Consider the following 17,688-nt stretch of genomic DNA (forward strand, 5'->3'; position numbering starts at 1 on the left):
ATTGCGATGCATTCAACACATCCACCCCATTTAATTTTATTTGACGGTGTCTGCAACGTGTGCAGCGGTGCTGTTCAGTTTGTGATTAAGCGTGATCCAGATGAGCGAATGATGTTTGCTTCATTACAATCAGATACAGGGCAGCGCATTTTAAAAGAAAACGGTTTGCCTTTAGATGAGTTCAATTCATTCATTTATATTGAAAAAGGCACCCTTTATACGAAGTCGACAGGCATCTTAAAAGCCACGCGGCATTTAAAAGGGATCTACAAATGGAGTTATTTACTCATTGCCATTCCCCGCCCTATCCGTGATTGGTTTTATGAGCGGATGGCGAAAAATCGCTACAAATGGTTTGGTCAAAAAACATCTTGTATGATGCCTACACCCGATATTCAAAAACGGTTTCTTTCATAAAAAAGCATCCTCCGATGGTGGAGGATGCTTTCTTTGTCTGTTTAAGAAGGCAGACTCGCCATAACACTGTTATAAAGCTTAATAAATAAGTACAAAATGCCGATTAAAAACGTTGCCCAAAACAGAAGAATAAACATCATAAATCCAATTAAATTCAGCATGGAAAGCGATTGATAAATGCGAACCACAACCCAGATAAAATAGACAAGACTTGCTAAAACAAACAGTCCGACAAGCAGAATCAGCTGCTGCGTCAACAGAAATGCAAGCAAGCTGGCAAATAAATAAACAACGGATGCAATCCGAATTTTCTTTAAGTTCTCCCCTTCAGGATCTTTCGCGAAAAAGAGTAGTGCCAGCTCTAACACCGTATCTGCAATCAGTTTCAAGGCAGATAAAATCATAAAATAAACAAGTGCAAAAGCAGCAAAAAGAGCAAGCCTGATGCCCTGTTCCGAGAAAAATTCCAGCATTCCTTTTAAAATACCTGCTTGAGTCAAGAAATCAGTCGTGATACCTACTGTGAAAATCGAAAAAGCAGAGCTGAATAGTAAAATCGAAATCAGCGGAAAATATCCAGTCAAATATGTATTTTTCATAAATAGATCCTTTCTCATAAGCTCACATTTATTATGGCTCACTTAAAACGGATTGACAAGATGCTTTCAAAGTAAACTGGCAGCAAAATCAAATTTGTGATTTTGCACGTACATTCCTTCACAAACTTACATTTTCCCGTTAAAGTATTACTATTACGAAAAAATCGTGCGTTAGGGGTATACTCGTGAAAAAAACATTAAGACTGCAAACACGGCTGACGATTTTTGTTTGTATCGTTGTCCTGATCTCCCTTTGTATCACATTCTTTACGATCTGGTCGGAAACAGCTAAGAACATTCATCAGCAGGAACGTGACATCGCCCTCTCCACTGCCAAAATGGTCGCAGAGGCTCCGATCACAGCGAAATCATTAGAAGAAAATCGATCATATTCAGCATTGCGTCAATATACAACAAGTGTTCAGCGAATCACCAAAACCGAATTCGTTGTCGTGATGGATATGAACGGTATTCGAAAAACCCATCCAAATCCGCAGAAGATCGGGAAGCGGTTTGCTGGCGGTGATGAAAAACCAGCATTACAGGGTAAAGAACATATTAGTACGGCTTCTGGAACACTTGGCAGATCCATGCGTGCTTTTGTTCCTGTTTATGATCAAGATGGAAAGCAGCTCGGGGCTGTGGCAGTAGGGATTACGTTAAAGGAAATTGACTTGATTATTCATCAAAGCTTACTTCCGCTCTACTTCGTCATATCGCTCAGTCTTCTTTCTGGTATCATCGGAGCACTCATTGTGGCACGAAAAGTGAAGAAGATTATGTTTGGACTAGAGCCAGATGAGATCGCCACACTATTAAAAGAACGAAGCGCCATGCTAGAATCAACAAAAGAAGGGATTCTTGCCGTCGATCAGCACGGTAAAATCAAGCTAGCCAATGCTGAAGCCAAACGGCTCTTTCATAATATGGGCATTATGGTTGACCCTAGAGAACAAGATGTTCAGGCTCTCCTCCCTTCAAGCGGTTTAAAGCAAGTCATTGAAACACGCAAGCCGCTGCTTGACCGCGACGTGAGAATGAACGGACTGGAGCTTGTCTTTAACGAGGTCCCGATTACGGTAAAAGGCGAGATTGTCGGGGCAATCGCCACCTTCCGTGACAAAACAGAAGTCAAACACTTGGCTGAGCAGCTGAGCGGGGTCAAAATGTATGCAAATGCCCTCCGTGCCCAGTCACATGAATTTATGAACAAGCTTCATGTCATTTTAGGATTGGTTCAGCTCAAAAACTACGATGACCTTGGCACCTATATCAAAGATATTGCGATATATCAGCAAACGGAAACAAATGAAATCATCAACCATGTGAAAAACTCTGTTTTAGCAGGATTTTTACTAGGAAAACAAAGCTACATCAGGGAACAAGGCGCGACCTTAGAAGTCATATGCAGCACACAAGTCCCAAATTCAGAGGACCCAGCAGTGACGCATGATCTCATTACCGTGATTGGCAACCTGTTAAATAACGCACTCGATGCTGTTTCTCATACTGAGACGAAAAACATCTCAATCTCATTCCGATACGTCCAGGAGCAGCTTCATATTGAGATTACGGACACAGGTGTTGGTCTCACAAAAGATGAACAAGACATCATGTTTGATCAAGGCTTTTCAACTAAAGGAGAAGACAGAGGATTCGGTCTCTACTTTGTTGACCAAAGCATCAAAAAAATGAACGGACACCTGATTGTCACGAGTGAAAAAGGAGAAGGAACGACCTTTAGTCTCCGCATTCCGTATAAACAAAAGGAGGATTCACATGATTAATGTGTTAATAGTAGAAGACGACCCAATGGTTGGGGAGCTGAACAAACGCTACCTGACCCAAATCGACGGCTTTGAATTAAAAGGGATTGCCACCTCTTTTCAGCAGGCACTGGACATCTTAAAAACAGAAGCCATTCACCTTGTACTGCTCGATATTTATATGCCTGGACAAAATGGACTGGTCCTATTATCAGAAATACGCAAGCAAAATCATTCTGTTGATGTCATTGTCATTTCAGCTGCCAATGAAGTCGACGTGATCCAGCAAACGATGCGAAACGGGGCTGTTGATTATTTAATCAAGCCATTTGAGTTTGAACGTTTCCAATCAGCGCTCTCAGAGTATAAACGTAAACACGCCTTGTACCAAACGATGAACAGCATCTCGCAAAATGATTTAGATGCGAAGCTCTTTCATAAAAAAGCAGAGACAGAAAAAGTCCTTCTGCCAAAAGGCCTGACCAAAAGCACACTCAAACTCATCTGGACAAGTATTCAATCATTCGGTCATCAAGCTTTCACGACCGAAGACCTAGCGAATCATACAGAAATCTCTCAAGTCTCCATTAGAAAATACTTGAAATTCCTTGAGGACATCGAAGTAGTTGATGTCGAAATGGCATACGGGACAATTGGACGTCCTGTTTTCCAATATAAACTCAGTACAACAAATATGAATTTGATTCAGCAATATCTATAATTTGACACATCTGACCTTTTACAGAGGCCAGATGTTTTTTTATGGCACACGATGTCACAAACCCCTTGATATCAGCGGTTCCACTGTAGTAGAGCACATCACAAAAGCGGCATTATATCATATTTCAGCAGATAAAAAGACATCGTATTTAGCCTTTTAACATTTTTTTAAAAATAAAACAAATTTCTATTTATTTATTCGATTGGAAATGATAAATTATGATTGATTAGTTCAACGAGATATAAGTCTGATGTCTTACATCTTCTCTCCTTCCCTCCATAAGTTTCAGGAGAAAGCAGGATAAAATACCCTATTCAGAAGGGTGAGAAGAGGTAGAACGGTCTTTTTTCGCGAGACTTTTCTGAAACTTTTAAATTTTATAGGGGGTTATGTTTTGAAGAAGCGCAAAATTGGACTAGCATTGTCCTTAGTCGTAGCAGCAGGAACCATCCTTGGAGCATGCGGCAACTCTGGCTCAAACAGCGGTGAAAGCAAAAAAGATAAAGATCAATTCACTGTTGCAATGGTAACTGATGTCGGTGGTGTCGATGACAAATCGTTTAACCAATCAGCTTGGGAAGGTTTACAAGCTTTTGGGAAAGACAACAATTTAAAAAAAGGTAAAAACGGCTTTGATTACTTACAATCTAAATCAGACGCTGACTATACAACGAACTTAAACACACTTGCTCGTGAGAAATTCGACCTGATTTATGGAATTGGTTTCTTAATGCAAGATTCTATTAGTGAAATCGCAGATCAACGTAAAAATAATCACTTTGGTATTGTTGATGCAGTTGTGAAAAAAGACAACGTAGCCAGCATTATGTTTAACGAAAATGAAGGATCATTCCTTGTAGGTGTTGCGGCTGCTCTTTCTACAAAATCGAACAAAATCGGTTTTGTTGGCGGCGTTGACTCTGAATTAATCAGAAAATTCGAAGTTGGATTCCGTGCAGGCGTTGAAGCAGCTAACCCGAAAGCAAAAGTGGAAGTGAAATATGCTGGTGCATTCGATAAAGCAGACATCGGTAAAGCAACAGCTGAAAGCATGTACAAATCTGGCGTCGACATCATTTATCACGCAGCTGGCGGTACTGGAACTGGTGTCTTCACAGAAGCGAAAAACCTGAAAAAAGCTGATCCTAACCGTAAAGTTTGGGTTATTGGTGTAGATAAAGACCAGTATGACGAAGGAAAAGTACCTGGAACAAAACAAAGTGTCACTCTTACTTCTATGATTAAGAAAGTAGACACAGCGGTACAAGACTTAACGACGAAAGCAAAAGAAGGTAAATTCCCTGGCGGCGAAGTGATCACATACGGTCTGAAAGAAGGCGCTGTTGACATTTCTCCATCTCAGGACAACCTTGACAAAGATGTATTGAAGAAAGTAGAAGAATGGAAACAAAAAATCATCAAGGGTGAAGTCAAAATCCCTGCAACACGTGATGAACTAAAAGATTTTAAAGCTTAATTTGAGCATCGGGATAAGCGCGCCTTATCCCCTTGCCTCTCCTTTACCTCCTCTTTATTCGTAAAAGGTGGTAAAAGAAAAGCTGCAGCCTCGTTTTGCAGCTTTTCTTTTGCTAGTTTTTATCTTCATCAGCACCCTAAAAAAGGAGCGGTTAAACCTGTGGATTATGTCATTGAAATGTTGAATATACGCAAAGAATTCCCTGGCATTGTAGCAAACGACAACATTACGCTGCAGCTGAAAAAGGGCGAAATTCATGCGCTGCTTGGTGAAAACGGCGCTGGAAAATCAACGCTTATGAACGTGCTTTTCGGTCTTTACCAGCCTGAAAAAGGTGAAATCAAGGTTCACGGAAAACCTGTAACCATTTCTAGCCCAAATGATGCAAGTGATTTAGGCATCGGTATGGTGCATCAACACTTTATGCTCGTCGATACATTCACCGTCGCTGAAAACATCATCTTAGGAAAAGAGCCTAAGAAGTTTGGAAAGATCGACAAAGAACAAGCCATACAGCAAGTACAAGAGCTTTCTGACCGCTATGGTTTAAAAATAGACCCTGCCGCAAAAGTATCTGACATCTCTGTCGGCATGCAGCAGCGTGCAGAAATCTTAAAAACACTTTACCGCGGCGCTGACATTTTGATCTTCGACGAACCAACAGCCGTCTTAACACCTCAAGAAATCAAAGAACTCATACAAATTATGAAAAACTTAATCAATGAAGGCAAATCCATTATTTTAATTACCCATAAGCTGAAAGAAATTATGGATGCCTGTCACCGTGTGACCATTATCCGAAAAGGCCAAGGCATTCGTACACTTGATGTGGAAAGCACAAATAAAGATGAACTTGCGAGCCTCATGGTCGGTCGTGAAGTTTCATTTAAAACAGACAAAAAAGACGCCTCCCCTGCTGAGGAAGTGCTTCAAATTCAAGACCTTACGGTAAAAGACGCGCGAGGAATTGAGGCAGTCAAACATCTCAACCTCTCAGTGAAGGCTGGCGAAATTGTCGGAATTGCTGGAGTAGATGGCAATGGTCAATCTGAATTAATTGAAGCCATTACTGGTCTAAAAAAATCAGAGTCTGGCACGATCATGCTAAACGGGAAAGCCATTCAAAACCTTCCGCCTCGGAAGGTGACCGAATCTGGAATTGGACATATTCCTCAAGACCGTCATAAACACGGACTGGTGCTTGATTTTTCAATTGGAGAAAATATTTCCTTACAAACGTATTATCAGCGCCCATACTCAAAATTTGGCTTGATGAATATGAAAAATATTTACCAAAAAGCAAAACGAATCATTGCTGAGTATGACGTAAGAACACCGAGTGAATATACAGAGGCACGCGCCCTGTCAGGCGGGAACCAGCAAAAAGCCATTATTGGCCGAGAAGTTGACCGCAATCCTGATTTATTAATTGCCGCTCAGCCGACACGAGGACTTGATGTTGGTGCAATTGAATTTGTTCATAAGCGTCTGATTGAGCAAAGGGACTCAGGGAAAGCCGTCCTGCTCATCTCCTTTGAGCTTGATGAAATTATCAATGTCAGTGATAAGATCGCTGTTATTTTCGAAGGCAGCATTATTGCCATCGTTGATCCAAAAGAAACAACAGAGCAAGAGCTTGGTCTATTAATGGCTGGAAGTACGCAACAGGAAGTGGGGAACGAAGCAAATGTCTAATCGCTTAACAAATCTGCTAATTCCGCTTATAGCCATTGTACTTGGTCTTTTTGTTGGGGCCATTATTATGCTGGCAAGCGGTTATAGTGTCATCGAAGGCTATGGCGCCCTTTGGAATGGCGTCTTCGGTGAAACCTATTATATGGGAGAAACCATCAGACAAGTTACACCTTACATTTTATCAGGACTTGCTGTTGCTTTTGCATTTCGGACTGGTCTCTTTAATATCGGTGTAGAAGGTCAAATGCTGATTGGCTGGGTAGCTGCTGTATGGATCGGTACAACTGTCCATGCACCTATGTATATCCATCTGCCGCTTGCCCTCATCACCGCAGCTGCTGCTGGTGCATTATGGGGCTTTATTCCTGGGTTTTTAAAGGCTCGTTTTTATGTTCATGAAGTGATTGTCACGATCATGATGAACTACATTGCCCTTCATGTTACAAATTATCTGATCTCAAATGTCTTAACAAATAATAAAGATAAAACAGAAAAAATCGATGCCACTGCCTCGCTTCGCTCTGGTTTCTTTGAACAAATCACCGATTTCTCCCGGATGCATAATGGTATTTTTGTTGCCATTATTGCTGCGGTCGTGATGTGGGTCATTATTCAAAAAACCTCTAAAGGCTTTGAATTGCGGGCTGTTGGAATGAACCAGCAGGCCTCCCATTATGCCGGTATGAACGTTCGCCGCAATATCATTTATGCGATGCTCATTTCAGGTGCTTTTGCAGGTCTTGCAGGCGCAATGGAAGGTCTTGGTACATTTGAATATGCTTCAATTAAAGGCTCTTTTACCGGTGTAGGTTTTGATGGAATCGCCGTCGCTTTATTAGGTGGAAATACTGCTGTTGGTGTTGTTCTTGCTGCGCTGCTGCTTGGTGGATTGAAGGTCGGTGCTTTAAATATGCCGCTTGAATCTGGCGTACCGACTGAGGTCGTTGATATTGTCATAGCGATCATTATTCTTTTCGTCGCCTCAAGCTATATTATCCGTCTTGTGATGAACCAAATGAAGAAAAAGGGGGGAAAATAAGTGGGATTTCTGCAAATTCTTGAAATCATCGTCCCAGCAACACTTGTCTATGCTGCACCACTTATTTTAACCGCTCTTGGAGGCGTCTTTTCAGAAAGATCAGGTGTTGTGAATATCGGTCTTGAAGGTTTGATGGTCGTCGGAGCATTTTCTAGTATTATCTTTAACTTATTTTATGCTGATACGTTTGGGGCCTTGACCCCGTGGCTTGGGCTCCTCGTCGGTATGGCAATTGGCGGATTGTTCTCTTTGATTCATGCAGTTGCGACCATTACATTCCGGGCTGATCAAACGGTCAGTGGTGTTGCTATTAACATGCTGGCACTTGGCGCTACACTGTTTGTCGTGAAACTCATTTACGGGAAAGCACAAACAGATAAAATTACAGAGCCTTTCTATAAAGGTGATATTCCCCTTTTAAGTGACATTCCGATAATTGGCGATATATTCTTTAAAGATGTTTATTATACGTCCATACTGGCATTAGCGCTTGCGGTTGTTGCTTGGTTTGTTTTATTTAAAATGCCGTTTGGTCTTCGTCTTCGTGCAGTCGGAGAACATCCAATGGCTGCTGATACAATGGGAATCAAAGTGTACTGGATGCGCTATATCGGCGTCTTTATTAGTGGACTGTTTGGTGGTCTTGGCGGAGCTGTTTATGCGTCGACCATCGCACTTGATTTCTCACATGCTACCATTACTGGACAAGGCTTCATCGCACTAGCTGCGCTTGTCTTCGGTAAATGGCACCCATTCGGCGCAATGGGCGCTGCTTTATTCTTTGGATTTGCTCAAAGTTTAAGCATCATTGGCTCTCTCCTGCCGCTATTCCAAGATATACCGAACGTGTATATGCTTATTGCACCATATGTGCTTACCATCCTAGCACTCACTGGCTTCATCGGCCGGGCAGATGCACCGAAAGCACTTGGGACCCCTTATTTAAAAGGAAAACGATAAATACGATGTATGATCAATCCTCTGAAGGACAAACTACCTTCAGGGGATTTTTGTATGATAAAAACATAAAAACTCCTGTTTATTTTACTTTTATTACACTTAATTTAGTTTAATAAATAGATGAGTGTCACAGAATCTTCTACAATTGAGTCAAATAGCATTTGGGGGTGTTTATGTGGCTAATACACAACAATTGAAATCGATTACAGACGATTCTGACAATAATAAAAGCGTTTTCCGTAAGATCATGTCTTGGAAAATTGGTGTTATTGACTTACCTGTGTATTTAGTACTTGCAGCGATTATTTTAACTGCCGCTTATTTTAATAAAATTCCAGCAAATATGCTTGGTGGTTTCGCTGTTATTATGATTTTGGGGATTTTCCTTGGAGATATAGGACAACGTATTCCGATCTTAAAAGATATTGGTGGACCGGCGATTCTTTCTTTATTCGTACCATCGTTCCTGGTCTTTTTTCATGTTCTGAATCCGAACTCGTTGGAAGCGGTTACGTCTCTTATGAAAACGTCGAACTTCCTTTACTTCTATATTTCTGCTCTTGTAGTAGGTAGTATTCTTGGGATGCAGCGAACTGTATTAGTACAAGGCCTTATTCGTATGTTTGTTCCTCTTGTTGCAGGTACAATTGCAGCTGTGACTGCTGGAATTCTTGTTGGTCTTTTAGTTGGTTACACACCGCATCATTCGTTCTTCTTTATTATTGTTCCGATTATTGCCGGTGGTGTTGGTGAAGGAATTTTGCCATTATCTATTGCTTATTCACAAATTCTTGGTGTATCAGCAGAGTCATTAATTTCTCAATTAATTCCTGCTGCCGTCATTGGAAACGTCATTGCCATTATCTGTGCTGGCGCAATGAAGAAGCTTGGTGAAAAACGTCCTGAACTAAACGGGAATGGCCGTCTTGTAAAATCAAAAGAGGCAAATGAAATTTTTGAACAGCCTGATATGGATCCAAAAGTTGATTTCGGGTTAATGGGTGCTGGTGTACTCGTTGCTTGTACAACGTTCATTTTTGGTGGTTTGTTAGAAAGCTTTGTTCATATTCCAGGTCCAATCTTAATGATTGTTCTTGCCGCTTTAATCAAATACTTAAACGTGATGCCTCAGCATCTGCAAGATGGCTCACAGCAGTTCTACAAGTTTGTATCAAGAAGCTTTACATGGCCGCTTATGGTCGGTCTAGGGATTCTATACATTCCACTTGATGATGTTGCAACAGTGATTTCTATTCCATTTGTTTGTGTATGTATCGCTGTCGTTCTTGGAATGGTTGGTTCAGGTTACTTCGTTGGGAAATTGATGAACATGTACCCAGTAGAATCTGCGATTGTGACAGGCTGTCACAGCGGACTTGGCGGTACTGGTGACGTTGCGATCCTTTCAGCTTCTGGAAGAATGGGTCTGATGCCTTTCGCACAAGTATCTACACGTCTTGGCGGAGCAGCAACTGTGATCTGCGCAACAATCTTACTTAGAATGTTTACTTAATCAAACAATAAAAAGCATGGGCTCTATTACGGGCACATGCTTTTTTTATATTTCTTTTCTCCTATAAGGGTTTTATTCTTCGGCAGAGACCACGCGTATATATTCTCTTGGCTGGAATGGATATTGTCTTGCCTCTTGATAGGTCATATAGAGAAGATGTTCTGAAAACAACGGCCATTCACTTTCCGCCTGCCACCTTTTTTGATCATTTCGTTCTATGAAGAATGCTCCTCCTAAAATCGTGCAGAATATGCTTAAGCTGATGCCCGCTTTTAGTTTCATGTAATCAGCTCCTTTAAGAAAAGCATGTACGAAATACAAAACAATATACAATGAGTTTCATTTTTGATAAAATATTTTTTGTGGTCAAAAGAACTCAAAACAAATACAGTTTGCTGTAAATCAGTTCAAACCAATGCACTATGTCTGTATTTACGCTATAATTTTATTTACCAGTTCTTTAGAACGTGAATTTATATTGATTGAAGGAGGTTTATTTTCTTGCAGCTTATTCACTTCGCCATCCTATCGCCTTTTTTGCTTGCGTTTGTTGTGCCTTTTCTTTTTAAATACGTAAAGCGTATACATACAGGGTGGTTTGTTCTTATCTTGCCTATTCTATTATTTAGCTATTTTGTCCAGATGATTACGATGACATCAAATGGACGAACGTTATTTTCACAGGTCGAATGGATTCCTTCTCTAGGAATGAATTTCACTGTGTATGTAGACGGTCTTAGTTTGTTATTTGCGCTATTGATTACAGGTATTGGCGCACTTGTCGTCTTGTACAGTATTTTCTACTTATCAAAAGAAAAAGAACAGCTTGGCTCTTTCTATACGTATTTGTTAATGTTTATGACCGCTATGCTCGGTGTCGTTCTATCTGACAACATGGTGGTTCTTTACTTGTTTTGGGAGCTGACGAGTATTTCTTCCTTCCTCTTAATTGGGTATTGGTATAAGCGGGAACGCTCTAGATATGGAGCAACCAAATCACTGCTGATTACCGTTTTTGGCGGATTAGCTATGCTCGGTGGTTTTATCCTCCTCTATTTGATTACTGATTCATTTAGTATTCGTGAAGCAGTCAATCAGCTTCAGCTCATTATGGCATCACCTTACTTTATCCCTGCCATGATTCTGATCTTACTTGGTGCCTTTACGAAATCAGCGCAGTTCCCATTTTATATCTGGCTGCCTGATGCAATGGAAGCACCTACCCCTGTGAGCAGTTATCTGCATTCTGCTACGATGGTGAAAGCTGGTATTTATCTTGTTGCCCGCTTCAGTCCAATCTTTGCTATTTCAGAGGTGTGGTTTTGGACCATATCCATCGTTGGACTTGTGACATTATTTTGGGGATCATTCCACGCCGTTCGTCAAAACGATTTAAAAGCCATTCTTGCCTTTTCTACCGTTAGTCAGCTCGGGATGATTATGCTTATGCTGGGTGTAGGAGCAGCTGCAATCCATGAAAACAACCCCGCCTTTTTCGGCGCGGCCGTTCTCGCTGCGATCTTCCATTTAATTAATCATGCCACGTTTAAAGGCAGTCTCTTTATGGCGGCTGGTATCATTGATCACGAAACAGGCACTCGTGACATTCGGAAATTAGGCGGTTTAATGACCATCATGCCGATTACCTTTACGATTACGTTAATCGGTACATTCTCAATGGCTGGACTCCCGCCATTTAACGGCTTCTTAAGTAAAGAGCTGTTTTTCACAAGTATGCTGCGTATTTCTGAGATTAACTTTACAGATATTTCGACATGGGGCGCTATTTTCCCAGCGATTGCTTGGCTCGCTAGTGTCTTTACGTTCATTTACAGTATGATGCTTCTCTTTAAAACATTTAGAGGCAATCTTCAGTTAGATCAATTAGAAAAAAAGCCGCATGAAGCACCGATTGGTATGCTCATCCCGCCAATTATCCTTGCTGCACTTGTGGTCACCTTTTTCTTCTTCCCAAATATTCTAGCTTATTCTGTCATTGAACCTGCGATTGCAGCCATTATTCCCGATGCGATTGATCCAGGAAAACAGTTTGTTGTCAAAATTGAAGCATGGCACGGCTTTCAGCCAGAGCTTTATATGACAATAGGTGTTGTAGCTTTAGGGATTATCGGATATTTGACGTTGTCGAAATGGCGTCCAATGTACAACATATTTAAGGAGAAATGGTCATTTAACTCCTTATATGACCGTTCACTGATCGGCTTAGAAAAAGGCTCCTATCGCCTGACGAACAGTTATATGACCGGTTTCCTTCGTGATTACCTTGTCTATGTGTTTGGGTTCATGATTATCGTGCTTGGGAGTGTCATGTTTTATCAGAATGCCTTCTCATTTAATATGGAGCATGCTGCTCCAATCGGCACGTACGAGGTCATTCTGTCATTAGTGATGATAGCAGCAACCCTCACGACTGTGTTTGCTCGTTCTCGCTTAACAGCCATTATCGGGCTAGGTGTCATGGGGTATACGCTGTCACTATTTTTTGTTATTTTCAGGGCACCTGACCTTGCCCTCACCCAGTTAATTATTGAAACAATTTCTGTGGCACTGTTTTTACTTTGCTTCTATCACTTGCCAAAGCTGAGCATGAAGCAAAAAACAAGGAAATTTAAAATGACCAATCTCATTATTTCAGTAGGTGTTGGTGTCATTGTGACATGCCTTGCTTTCGCTTCAACAAGCAATCAGTCACTTGATACGATTGCGTCTTACTTTATTGAAAACAGCTACAAGCTTGCAGGCGGAGACAACATTGTCAATGTCATCCTTGTTGATTTTAGGGGCTTTGATACACTCTTTGAAATTACCGTACTTGCCATTGCGGCACTCGGTATTTATGGATTATTAAAGGCACAAGGAAAACGGAAGAGAGGCGTGCGGCGATGAGGAAGATTGATACGAATGATATGCTCTTACAAGTCACAACAAAAATCACAGCATTCATCATCCTGCTTTTTTCCCTTCACTTATTTCTTGCGGGACATAACAATCCTGGCGGGGGGTTCATTGGCGGCCTGATGAGTGCTGGGGCTGTCGTTCTTCTGCTTTTAGCCTATGATCTGAAAACAGTGAGACGTATTCTGCCCTTTAACTTTATTTATGTTGCAGCGACCGGGCTGCTCGTCGCGATCCTGACGGGTATGGGATCATTTCTATTCGGTGCACCTTTTCTATCCCATGCATTTGATTATTTCCAACTGCCGTTTTTAGGGAAAACAGAACTGGCGACAGCCGTACTGTTTGATATCGGTGTGTATTTGGTTGTTGTCGGTGTCACCATGACCATTATTCAAACGATTGGAGAGAAGGAATAATGGAATTTCTAATGTCTATTATCGTCGGTATAATTTTTATGGCGGCGACCTATTTAATGCTTTCAAAAAGCCTTCTGCGGGTCATCGTCGGTACTGCTGTTTTGAGTCACGGCGTCCATTTGCTTCTTTTAACAATGGGCGGCTTAAAAAAAGGAGCTCCTCCTATTTTAAAAGAGGGGCTCACATCCTATGTAGATCCATTACCACAAGCATTAATTTTAACAGCCATTGTCATTGCTTTTGGTGTGACATCCTTTTTACTTGTCATGGCCTTCCGTGCCTTCCAAGAGCTGCGAACAGATGACATGGATCAAATGAGAGGAAATGATCAGCATGAATAATCTCGTGATCCTGCCTATTTTAATTCCATTATTAGCTGCTACACTATTGATCTTTATGAATAAGAACATCATGCTGTCAAGAGGCTTTAGTGTGTTTGCTTCGCTCTCAGCCATTGTCTGTAATGTGTATTTAGTCCAAACCATTTTTACAAATGGGATTCAAACCCTCTATTTAGGAGGCTGGAAAGCACCATTTGGGATTGCCCTTGTGGCCGATCAGTTTGCTGCGCTCCTTGTGCTGACCGCTTCCGTCGTTGGGCTAGTGACAGTTCTTTTCTCCTTTCAAACGATTGGGAAGGAAAAGGAGCGGCTGTTCTATTACTCTGGCGTGCAGTTTTTGTTAGCTGGCGTAAGTGGGGCCTTTTTAACAGGCGATATTTTCAACCTGTTTGTATTTTTTGAGTTACTGCTAATGGCGTCTTACATGCTCATTGTGTTAGGCGGTTCAAAGCCTCAGCTTCGTGAATCACTCAAATACATTGTGTTTAACATCATCTCATCGGCTTTATTTATCGTCGGTGTCGCTTGTTTATATGCAGTCACTGGTACACTGAATATGGCTGATTTAAGTGTGAAGATCGCTGAATCAGGGCAAACAGGATTAATCACTGTCATTTCCATTCTGTTCCTCATTGTATTTGGCTTAAAAGCTGGGATCTTCCCGCTTTATTTCTGGCTGCCAGGATCATATCATGCACCGCCAGCGGCTATTTCTGCTCTATTTGGCGCACTGCTGACAAAGGTTGGCTTATATGCGATTGCCAGAGTCTTTACGTTAATTTTTATACATGATACAGGGTTTACACATACACTCATGGCTTGGTTTGCCGCTCTAACAGTGATATTCGGTGTGATTGGCTCTATTGCTTATTCTGATGTGCAAAAGATCGTGATCTATAACATTGTCACAGCCGTGGGGGTCATTTTGTTTGGGATTGCAGCCAATACACCTGCCTCACTCCAAGGGGCCATTTATTATCTCATTCATGACATGGTGATTAAAGGCGCTTTATTTATGCTGGCAGGTGCACTCTTCGTGTACGCTGGCACAAACCACTTGAAAAAGATGGGCGGGCTGATTCAATCTCAGCCTTTACTAGGGTGGATGTTTTTCATTTCGGCTTTATCACTGGCAGGAATTCCGCCGCTGAGTGGTTTTGTTGGAAAGCTAAAGATTGTAGAAGGTGGTTTTTCTGCTGGACACATGACCTTTTCTATCCTTGTCTTACTGTCCAGCCTTCTTGTCCTTTATTCGATTATGAGAATCTTCATGCTCGCATTTTGGGGCGAGGAACAAGATATGCGAAGAAGGAAACCGTCGATTAAAGGAATGGTGTACCCTGGCGTACTGCTTGTGATCTTGTCGCTTGCCATTGGGTTAGGGACAGAGTTCATTGCCCCTTATATCAATCAAGCAGCGGAAATGCTATCAACACCAGAAAAATATATTCAAGCTGTGCTGAAGGAGTAGATGAACATGGCCTTTCAAATATTACTAAACGCTCTCCTCGCCTTTACATGGATGTTTATGAATGATACTTACAGAGCCGCAGACTTTGTATCAGGCTTTGTACTAGGGATGGTCGCCATTTTTATGTTTCGGCGATTTTTCCCGCAGCGTTTTTACGGCTATGCCCTTTTTGCGATTTTCAAGCTCGTATTGATTTTTATTCGGGAGCTGCTTCTTGCCAATTTAAGTGTATTAAAGACCGTATTATCTCCAAAGCTCACAATTAAGCCCGGTATTTTCGCCTTTCGTACGGACTTGAAAACGGATTGGGAAATCACCATACTGGCTAACATGATTACATTGACACCAGGTACACTCGTCATTGATATTTCTGATGATCGTTCAATTTTGTACATTCATGCGATGGATATTGAAGATGCAGAAAAAGCCATTCACGATATCCGGGTTTCATTTGAAAAAGCGATTCAGGAGGTGAGTGGTAAGTAATGGAGCTCATATTACAAATGTCACTTGGCATTCTTGCACTGTCCACCCTTCTTTTTGTTATACGGGTTATCAAAGGTCCCTCTATTCCTGATCGTGTAAGTGCACTTGATGCGATAGGAATCAATTTAATTGGGATGACAGCCATCGTTTCCATTTTGCTGAAAACGACAACGTTCTTTGAAATTATTTTACTGCTCGGTATCCTTGCCTTTATCGGCACTGTCGCTTTTTCCAAATTCCTTGAGAAAGGGGAAGTGATTGAAAATGATCGTCATCGCTAAAGCTATTGTCATTTTCTTTATCCTGCTTGGCGCCATCCTTTGTCTCATTTCAGCCATTGGCGTTCTTCGCCTGCCAGATGTTTATACACGAATGCATGCTGCATCAAAAGCATCGACACTTGGTGTTGTCCTCATATTAGTTGGGGTATTCTTTCACGAATGGTTTCTTGCAGGCATTATTTCTGCGAAGATTCTACTTGGGATTGTCTTTATCTTTTTAACAGCTCCGGTCGGTGCACACTTGATCGGAAGAGCCGCCTACAATACTGGAGTCAAGATGGACAAACGAAGTGTACAAGATGATTATGGTGGTTTTCGTAACTTCGTGATTAAACGAAAAGAAGACTCGTACTTATAAACCGAAAGAAGGACCTCACATGTGAGGTCCTTCTTTTATTTCTATAAAAAAACATTTTATGGATCAATCCAACCTAAAAAAAGCTTCCGCTGCACCGGGAGCTTTTTTATATGCGATCAATGACAGCAAGTGTGCATCTTGACGTACAGATGTGCCGGTCCCGATCATCTTTAATATCAATTTGAAATACCATTGTACGGCGCCCTACATGTACAGGAACAGCCGTCGCTGTCACTACTCCATCACGTACAGATTTTAAATGATTGGCATTGATTTCAATCCCTGAGCAAACTTGCTGAGTTAAGTCTAAATGAGCCGCAGCCCCCATGCTTGCCACTGTTTCTGCTAGAGCAGCAGATGCTCCTCCGTGCAGCAGTCCAAATGGCTGTTTTGTTCTGTGATCGACTGGCATTGTCGCCACGCATCGTGACTTATTACACTCTACAATCTCAATCCCAAGTGCCTCAAGCAGTGTATTTGATCCACTCACTTCCATCAGGGTTCTCTCCCTTCACACTTTTACAGCACACTTTCAGATTTTGCAATTAACACCGCTTCGGTTCGAGAGCCAACATTCAGCTTATTAAAGATGGACGTCAAGCTGTATTCAATCGAGCGTTTGCTCAAATGAAGCACATCGGCAATCTCTTGGTTCGTGTATCCTTTTTCCACTTCTCTGAGGATCAAACACTCTCGCTCTGTTAACAGCTCATGATCGGTCTGCTGCGCCTGTTCTGGCTTTTCTTGCTGCTGTGAAATTAATTTCTTTAAATAGGATAGCTGAATGACAACTTCTCCTTGCAATGTGCGGTGTATGTATTCAATAATTTTGTCTTTTGTCTCTGTTTTACTAATTGCACCGTGCAATCCAGCCCGAATGGCCTCTTCAAAATAATCATCTACTTCATACCCTGTATAAATGATAATTTTCACTTGCTGGTTGGTTTCTAGAATTTGTTTCGCAATGTCCATTCCATTGATATCCCCGAGATTTAAATCCATCAAAATCACATCATAGATGGAAAAGTCATGCGTCTTTAAAAAGGCGGCTTCTGCATCAGGACTTAAACAATCGACTGATAGCTGCTGATCTGATTCTAATATGCTTTTTGTCCCTTCCATGACAGCCGGATGATCATCAATGACCAATATCTTCTTCATGTCTTCCTCCCTTTAAATCACTCACTTCCATTTTATATAAAAGACTTGGCAGATGCCAAGTCTTATTC

At 41.5% G+C, this 17,688-nt stretch carries 19 protein-coding genes; 15 read left to right on the forward strand and 4 right to left on the reverse strand.

What is annotated here, in order from left to right; translation table 11 throughout:
* Nucleotides 1–6 precede the first annotated feature (6 nt).
* Entirely contained in the window at nucleotides 7–417 is a 411-nt protein-coding gene (locus tag GKC25_RS14090; protein ID WP_034659802.1) for a thiol-disulfide oxidoreductase DCC family protein, read from the forward strand.
* 41 nt (nucleotides 418–458) lie between these two features.
* On the opposite strand, the gene GKC25_RS14095 is transcribed toward GKC25_RS14090, so the two are convergent.
* Nucleotides 459–1,016 (reverse strand): YufK family protein, encoded by a 558-nt coding sequence (locus GKC25_RS14095; RefSeq protein ID WP_034659805.1) that lies wholly within the window; start codon nucleotides 1,014–1,016, stop codon nucleotides 459–461.
* Between the two features lie 185 nt (nucleotides 1,017–1,201).
* Here GKC25_RS14095 and malK point away from each other — a divergent pair, with 185 nt between their 5' ends.
* The 7 genes from malK (at nucleotide 1,202) to GKC25_RS14130 (ending at nucleotide 10,187) form a co-directional block, all read left to right on the forward strand.
* Entirely contained in the window at nucleotides 1,202–2,803 is a 1,602-nt protein-coding gene (gene malK, locus GKC25_RS14100; RefSeq protein WP_187704120.1) for a malate sensor histidine kinase MalK, read from the forward strand.
* The gene (locus GKC25_RS14105; RefSeq protein ID WP_034659808.1) at nucleotides 2,796–3,503 is read left to right on the forward strand and encodes a response regulator; all 708 of its coding nucleotides are present in this window, start codon (nucleotides 2,796–2,798) and stop codon (nucleotides 3,501–3,503) included. The genes malK and GKC25_RS14105 overlap by 8 nt, the downstream gene beginning before the upstream one ends.
* A 394-nt stretch (nucleotides 3,504–3,897) precedes the next feature.
* Entirely contained in the window at nucleotides 3,898–4,980 is a 1,083-nt protein-coding gene (locus tag GKC25_RS14110) for a BMP family lipoprotein (protein ID WP_034659810.1), read from the forward strand.
* A 159-nt stretch (nucleotides 4,981–5,139) separates the two neighbouring features.
* The gene (locus tag GKC25_RS14115) at nucleotides 5,140–6,675 is read left to right on the forward strand and encodes an ABC transporter ATP-binding protein (protein ID WP_034659811.1); all 1,536 of its coding nucleotides are present in this window, start codon (nucleotides 5,140–5,142) and stop codon (nucleotides 6,673–6,675) included.
* Entirely contained in the window at nucleotides 6,668–7,714 is a 1,047-nt protein-coding gene (locus tag GKC25_RS14120; RefSeq protein WP_003212654.1) for an ABC transporter permease, read from the forward strand. Before GKC25_RS14115 ends, GKC25_RS14120 begins: the two co-directional genes overlap by 8 nt.
* Entirely contained in the window at nucleotides 7,715–8,674 is a 960-nt protein-coding gene (locus GKC25_RS14125) for an ABC transporter permease (protein ID WP_187704121.1), read from the forward strand. It abuts the gene before it with no gap.
* Between the two features lie 175 nt (nucleotides 8,675–8,849).
* On the forward strand, nucleotides 8,850–10,187 hold the full coding sequence (locus GKC25_RS14130) for a 2-hydroxycarboxylate transporter family protein (RefSeq protein WP_003213451.1): 1,338 nt from the start codon (nucleotides 8,850–8,852) through the stop codon (nucleotides 10,185–10,187).
* A gap of 72 nt (nucleotides 10,188–10,259) precedes the next feature.
* On the opposite strand, the gene GKC25_RS14135 is transcribed toward GKC25_RS14130, so the two are convergent.
* Nucleotides 10,260–10,469, reverse strand: coding sequence for a hypothetical protein (locus tag GKC25_RS14135; RefSeq protein WP_012011099.1), 210 nt, complete (start codon nucleotides 10,467–10,469; stop codon nucleotides 10,260–10,262).
* Nucleotides 10,470–10,688: 219 nt separating this feature from the next.
* On the opposite strand from GKC25_RS14135, the gene GKC25_RS14140 reads away from it, so the two are divergent.
* From GKC25_RS14140 to mnhG, 7 genes are read left to right on the forward strand one after another with little or no spacing between them, the layout of a single operon-like run.
* Nucleotides 10,689–13,094: a Na+/H+ antiporter subunit A gene (locus GKC25_RS14140; protein WP_342689834.1), complete on the forward strand. Its 2,406-nt coding sequence runs from the start codon at nucleotides 10,689–10,691 to the stop codon at nucleotides 13,092–13,094.
* Nucleotides 13,091–13,522 carry a Na(+)/H(+) antiporter subunit B gene (locus tag GKC25_RS14145; protein WP_034317176.1) on the forward strand — a complete coding sequence of 144 codons (432 nt, stop codon included), beginning with the start codon at nucleotides 13,091–13,093 and terminating at the stop codon, nucleotides 13,520–13,522. The genes GKC25_RS14140 and GKC25_RS14145 overlap by 4 nt, the downstream gene beginning before the upstream one ends.
* Nucleotides 13,522–13,863: a Na(+)/H(+) antiporter subunit C gene (locus tag GKC25_RS14150; RefSeq protein WP_003213576.1), complete on the forward strand. Its 342-nt coding sequence runs from the start codon at nucleotides 13,522–13,524 to the stop codon at nucleotides 13,861–13,863. The genes GKC25_RS14145 and GKC25_RS14150 overlap by 1 nt, the downstream gene beginning before the upstream one ends.
* A complete protein-coding gene (locus GKC25_RS14155; protein WP_034659818.1) occupies nucleotides 13,856–15,334 on the forward strand; it encodes a Na+/H+ antiporter subunit D in 1,479 nt (492 codons plus the stop codon). The genes GKC25_RS14150 and GKC25_RS14155 overlap by 8 nt, the downstream gene beginning before the upstream one ends.
* A gap of 6 nt (nucleotides 15,335–15,340) precedes the next feature.
* Nucleotides 15,341–15,820 carry a Na+/H+ antiporter subunit E gene (locus GKC25_RS14160; protein ID WP_034659819.1) on the forward strand — a complete coding sequence of 160 codons (480 nt, stop codon included), beginning with the start codon at nucleotides 15,341–15,343 and terminating at the stop codon, nucleotides 15,818–15,820.
* Nucleotides 15,820–16,101 carry a Na(+)/H(+) antiporter subunit F1 gene (locus GKC25_RS14165; RefSeq protein WP_008345849.1) on the forward strand — a complete coding sequence of 94 codons (282 nt, stop codon included), beginning with the start codon at nucleotides 15,820–15,822 and terminating at the stop codon, nucleotides 16,099–16,101. The genes GKC25_RS14160 and GKC25_RS14165 overlap by 1 nt, the downstream gene beginning before the upstream one ends.
* Nucleotides 16,085–16,459, forward strand: a complete 375-nt coding sequence (mnhG, locus tag GKC25_RS14170) for a monovalent cation/H(+) antiporter subunit G (protein ID WP_003213369.1) — start codon at nucleotides 16,085–16,087, stop codon at nucleotides 16,457–16,459. The genes GKC25_RS14165 and mnhG overlap by 17 nt, the downstream gene beginning before the upstream one ends.
* A 106-nt stretch (nucleotides 16,460–16,565) precedes the next feature.
* On the opposite strand, the gene GKC25_RS14175 is transcribed toward mnhG, so the two are convergent.
* Entirely contained in the window at nucleotides 16,566–16,955 is a 390-nt protein-coding gene (locus GKC25_RS14175) for a hotdog fold thioesterase (protein ID WP_034659822.1), read from the reverse strand.
* A gap of 23 nt (nucleotides 16,956–16,978) precedes the next feature.
* A complete protein-coding gene (locus tag GKC25_RS14180) occupies nucleotides 16,979–17,620 on the reverse strand; it encodes a response regulator transcription factor (protein WP_058013793.1) in 642 nt (213 codons plus the stop codon).
* Nucleotides 17,621–17,688 lie beyond the last annotated feature (68 nt).

This window comes from Bacillus pumilus (assembly GCF_038738535.1).
Lineage (GTDB): Bacteria > Bacillota > Bacilli > Bacillales > Bacillaceae > Bacillus.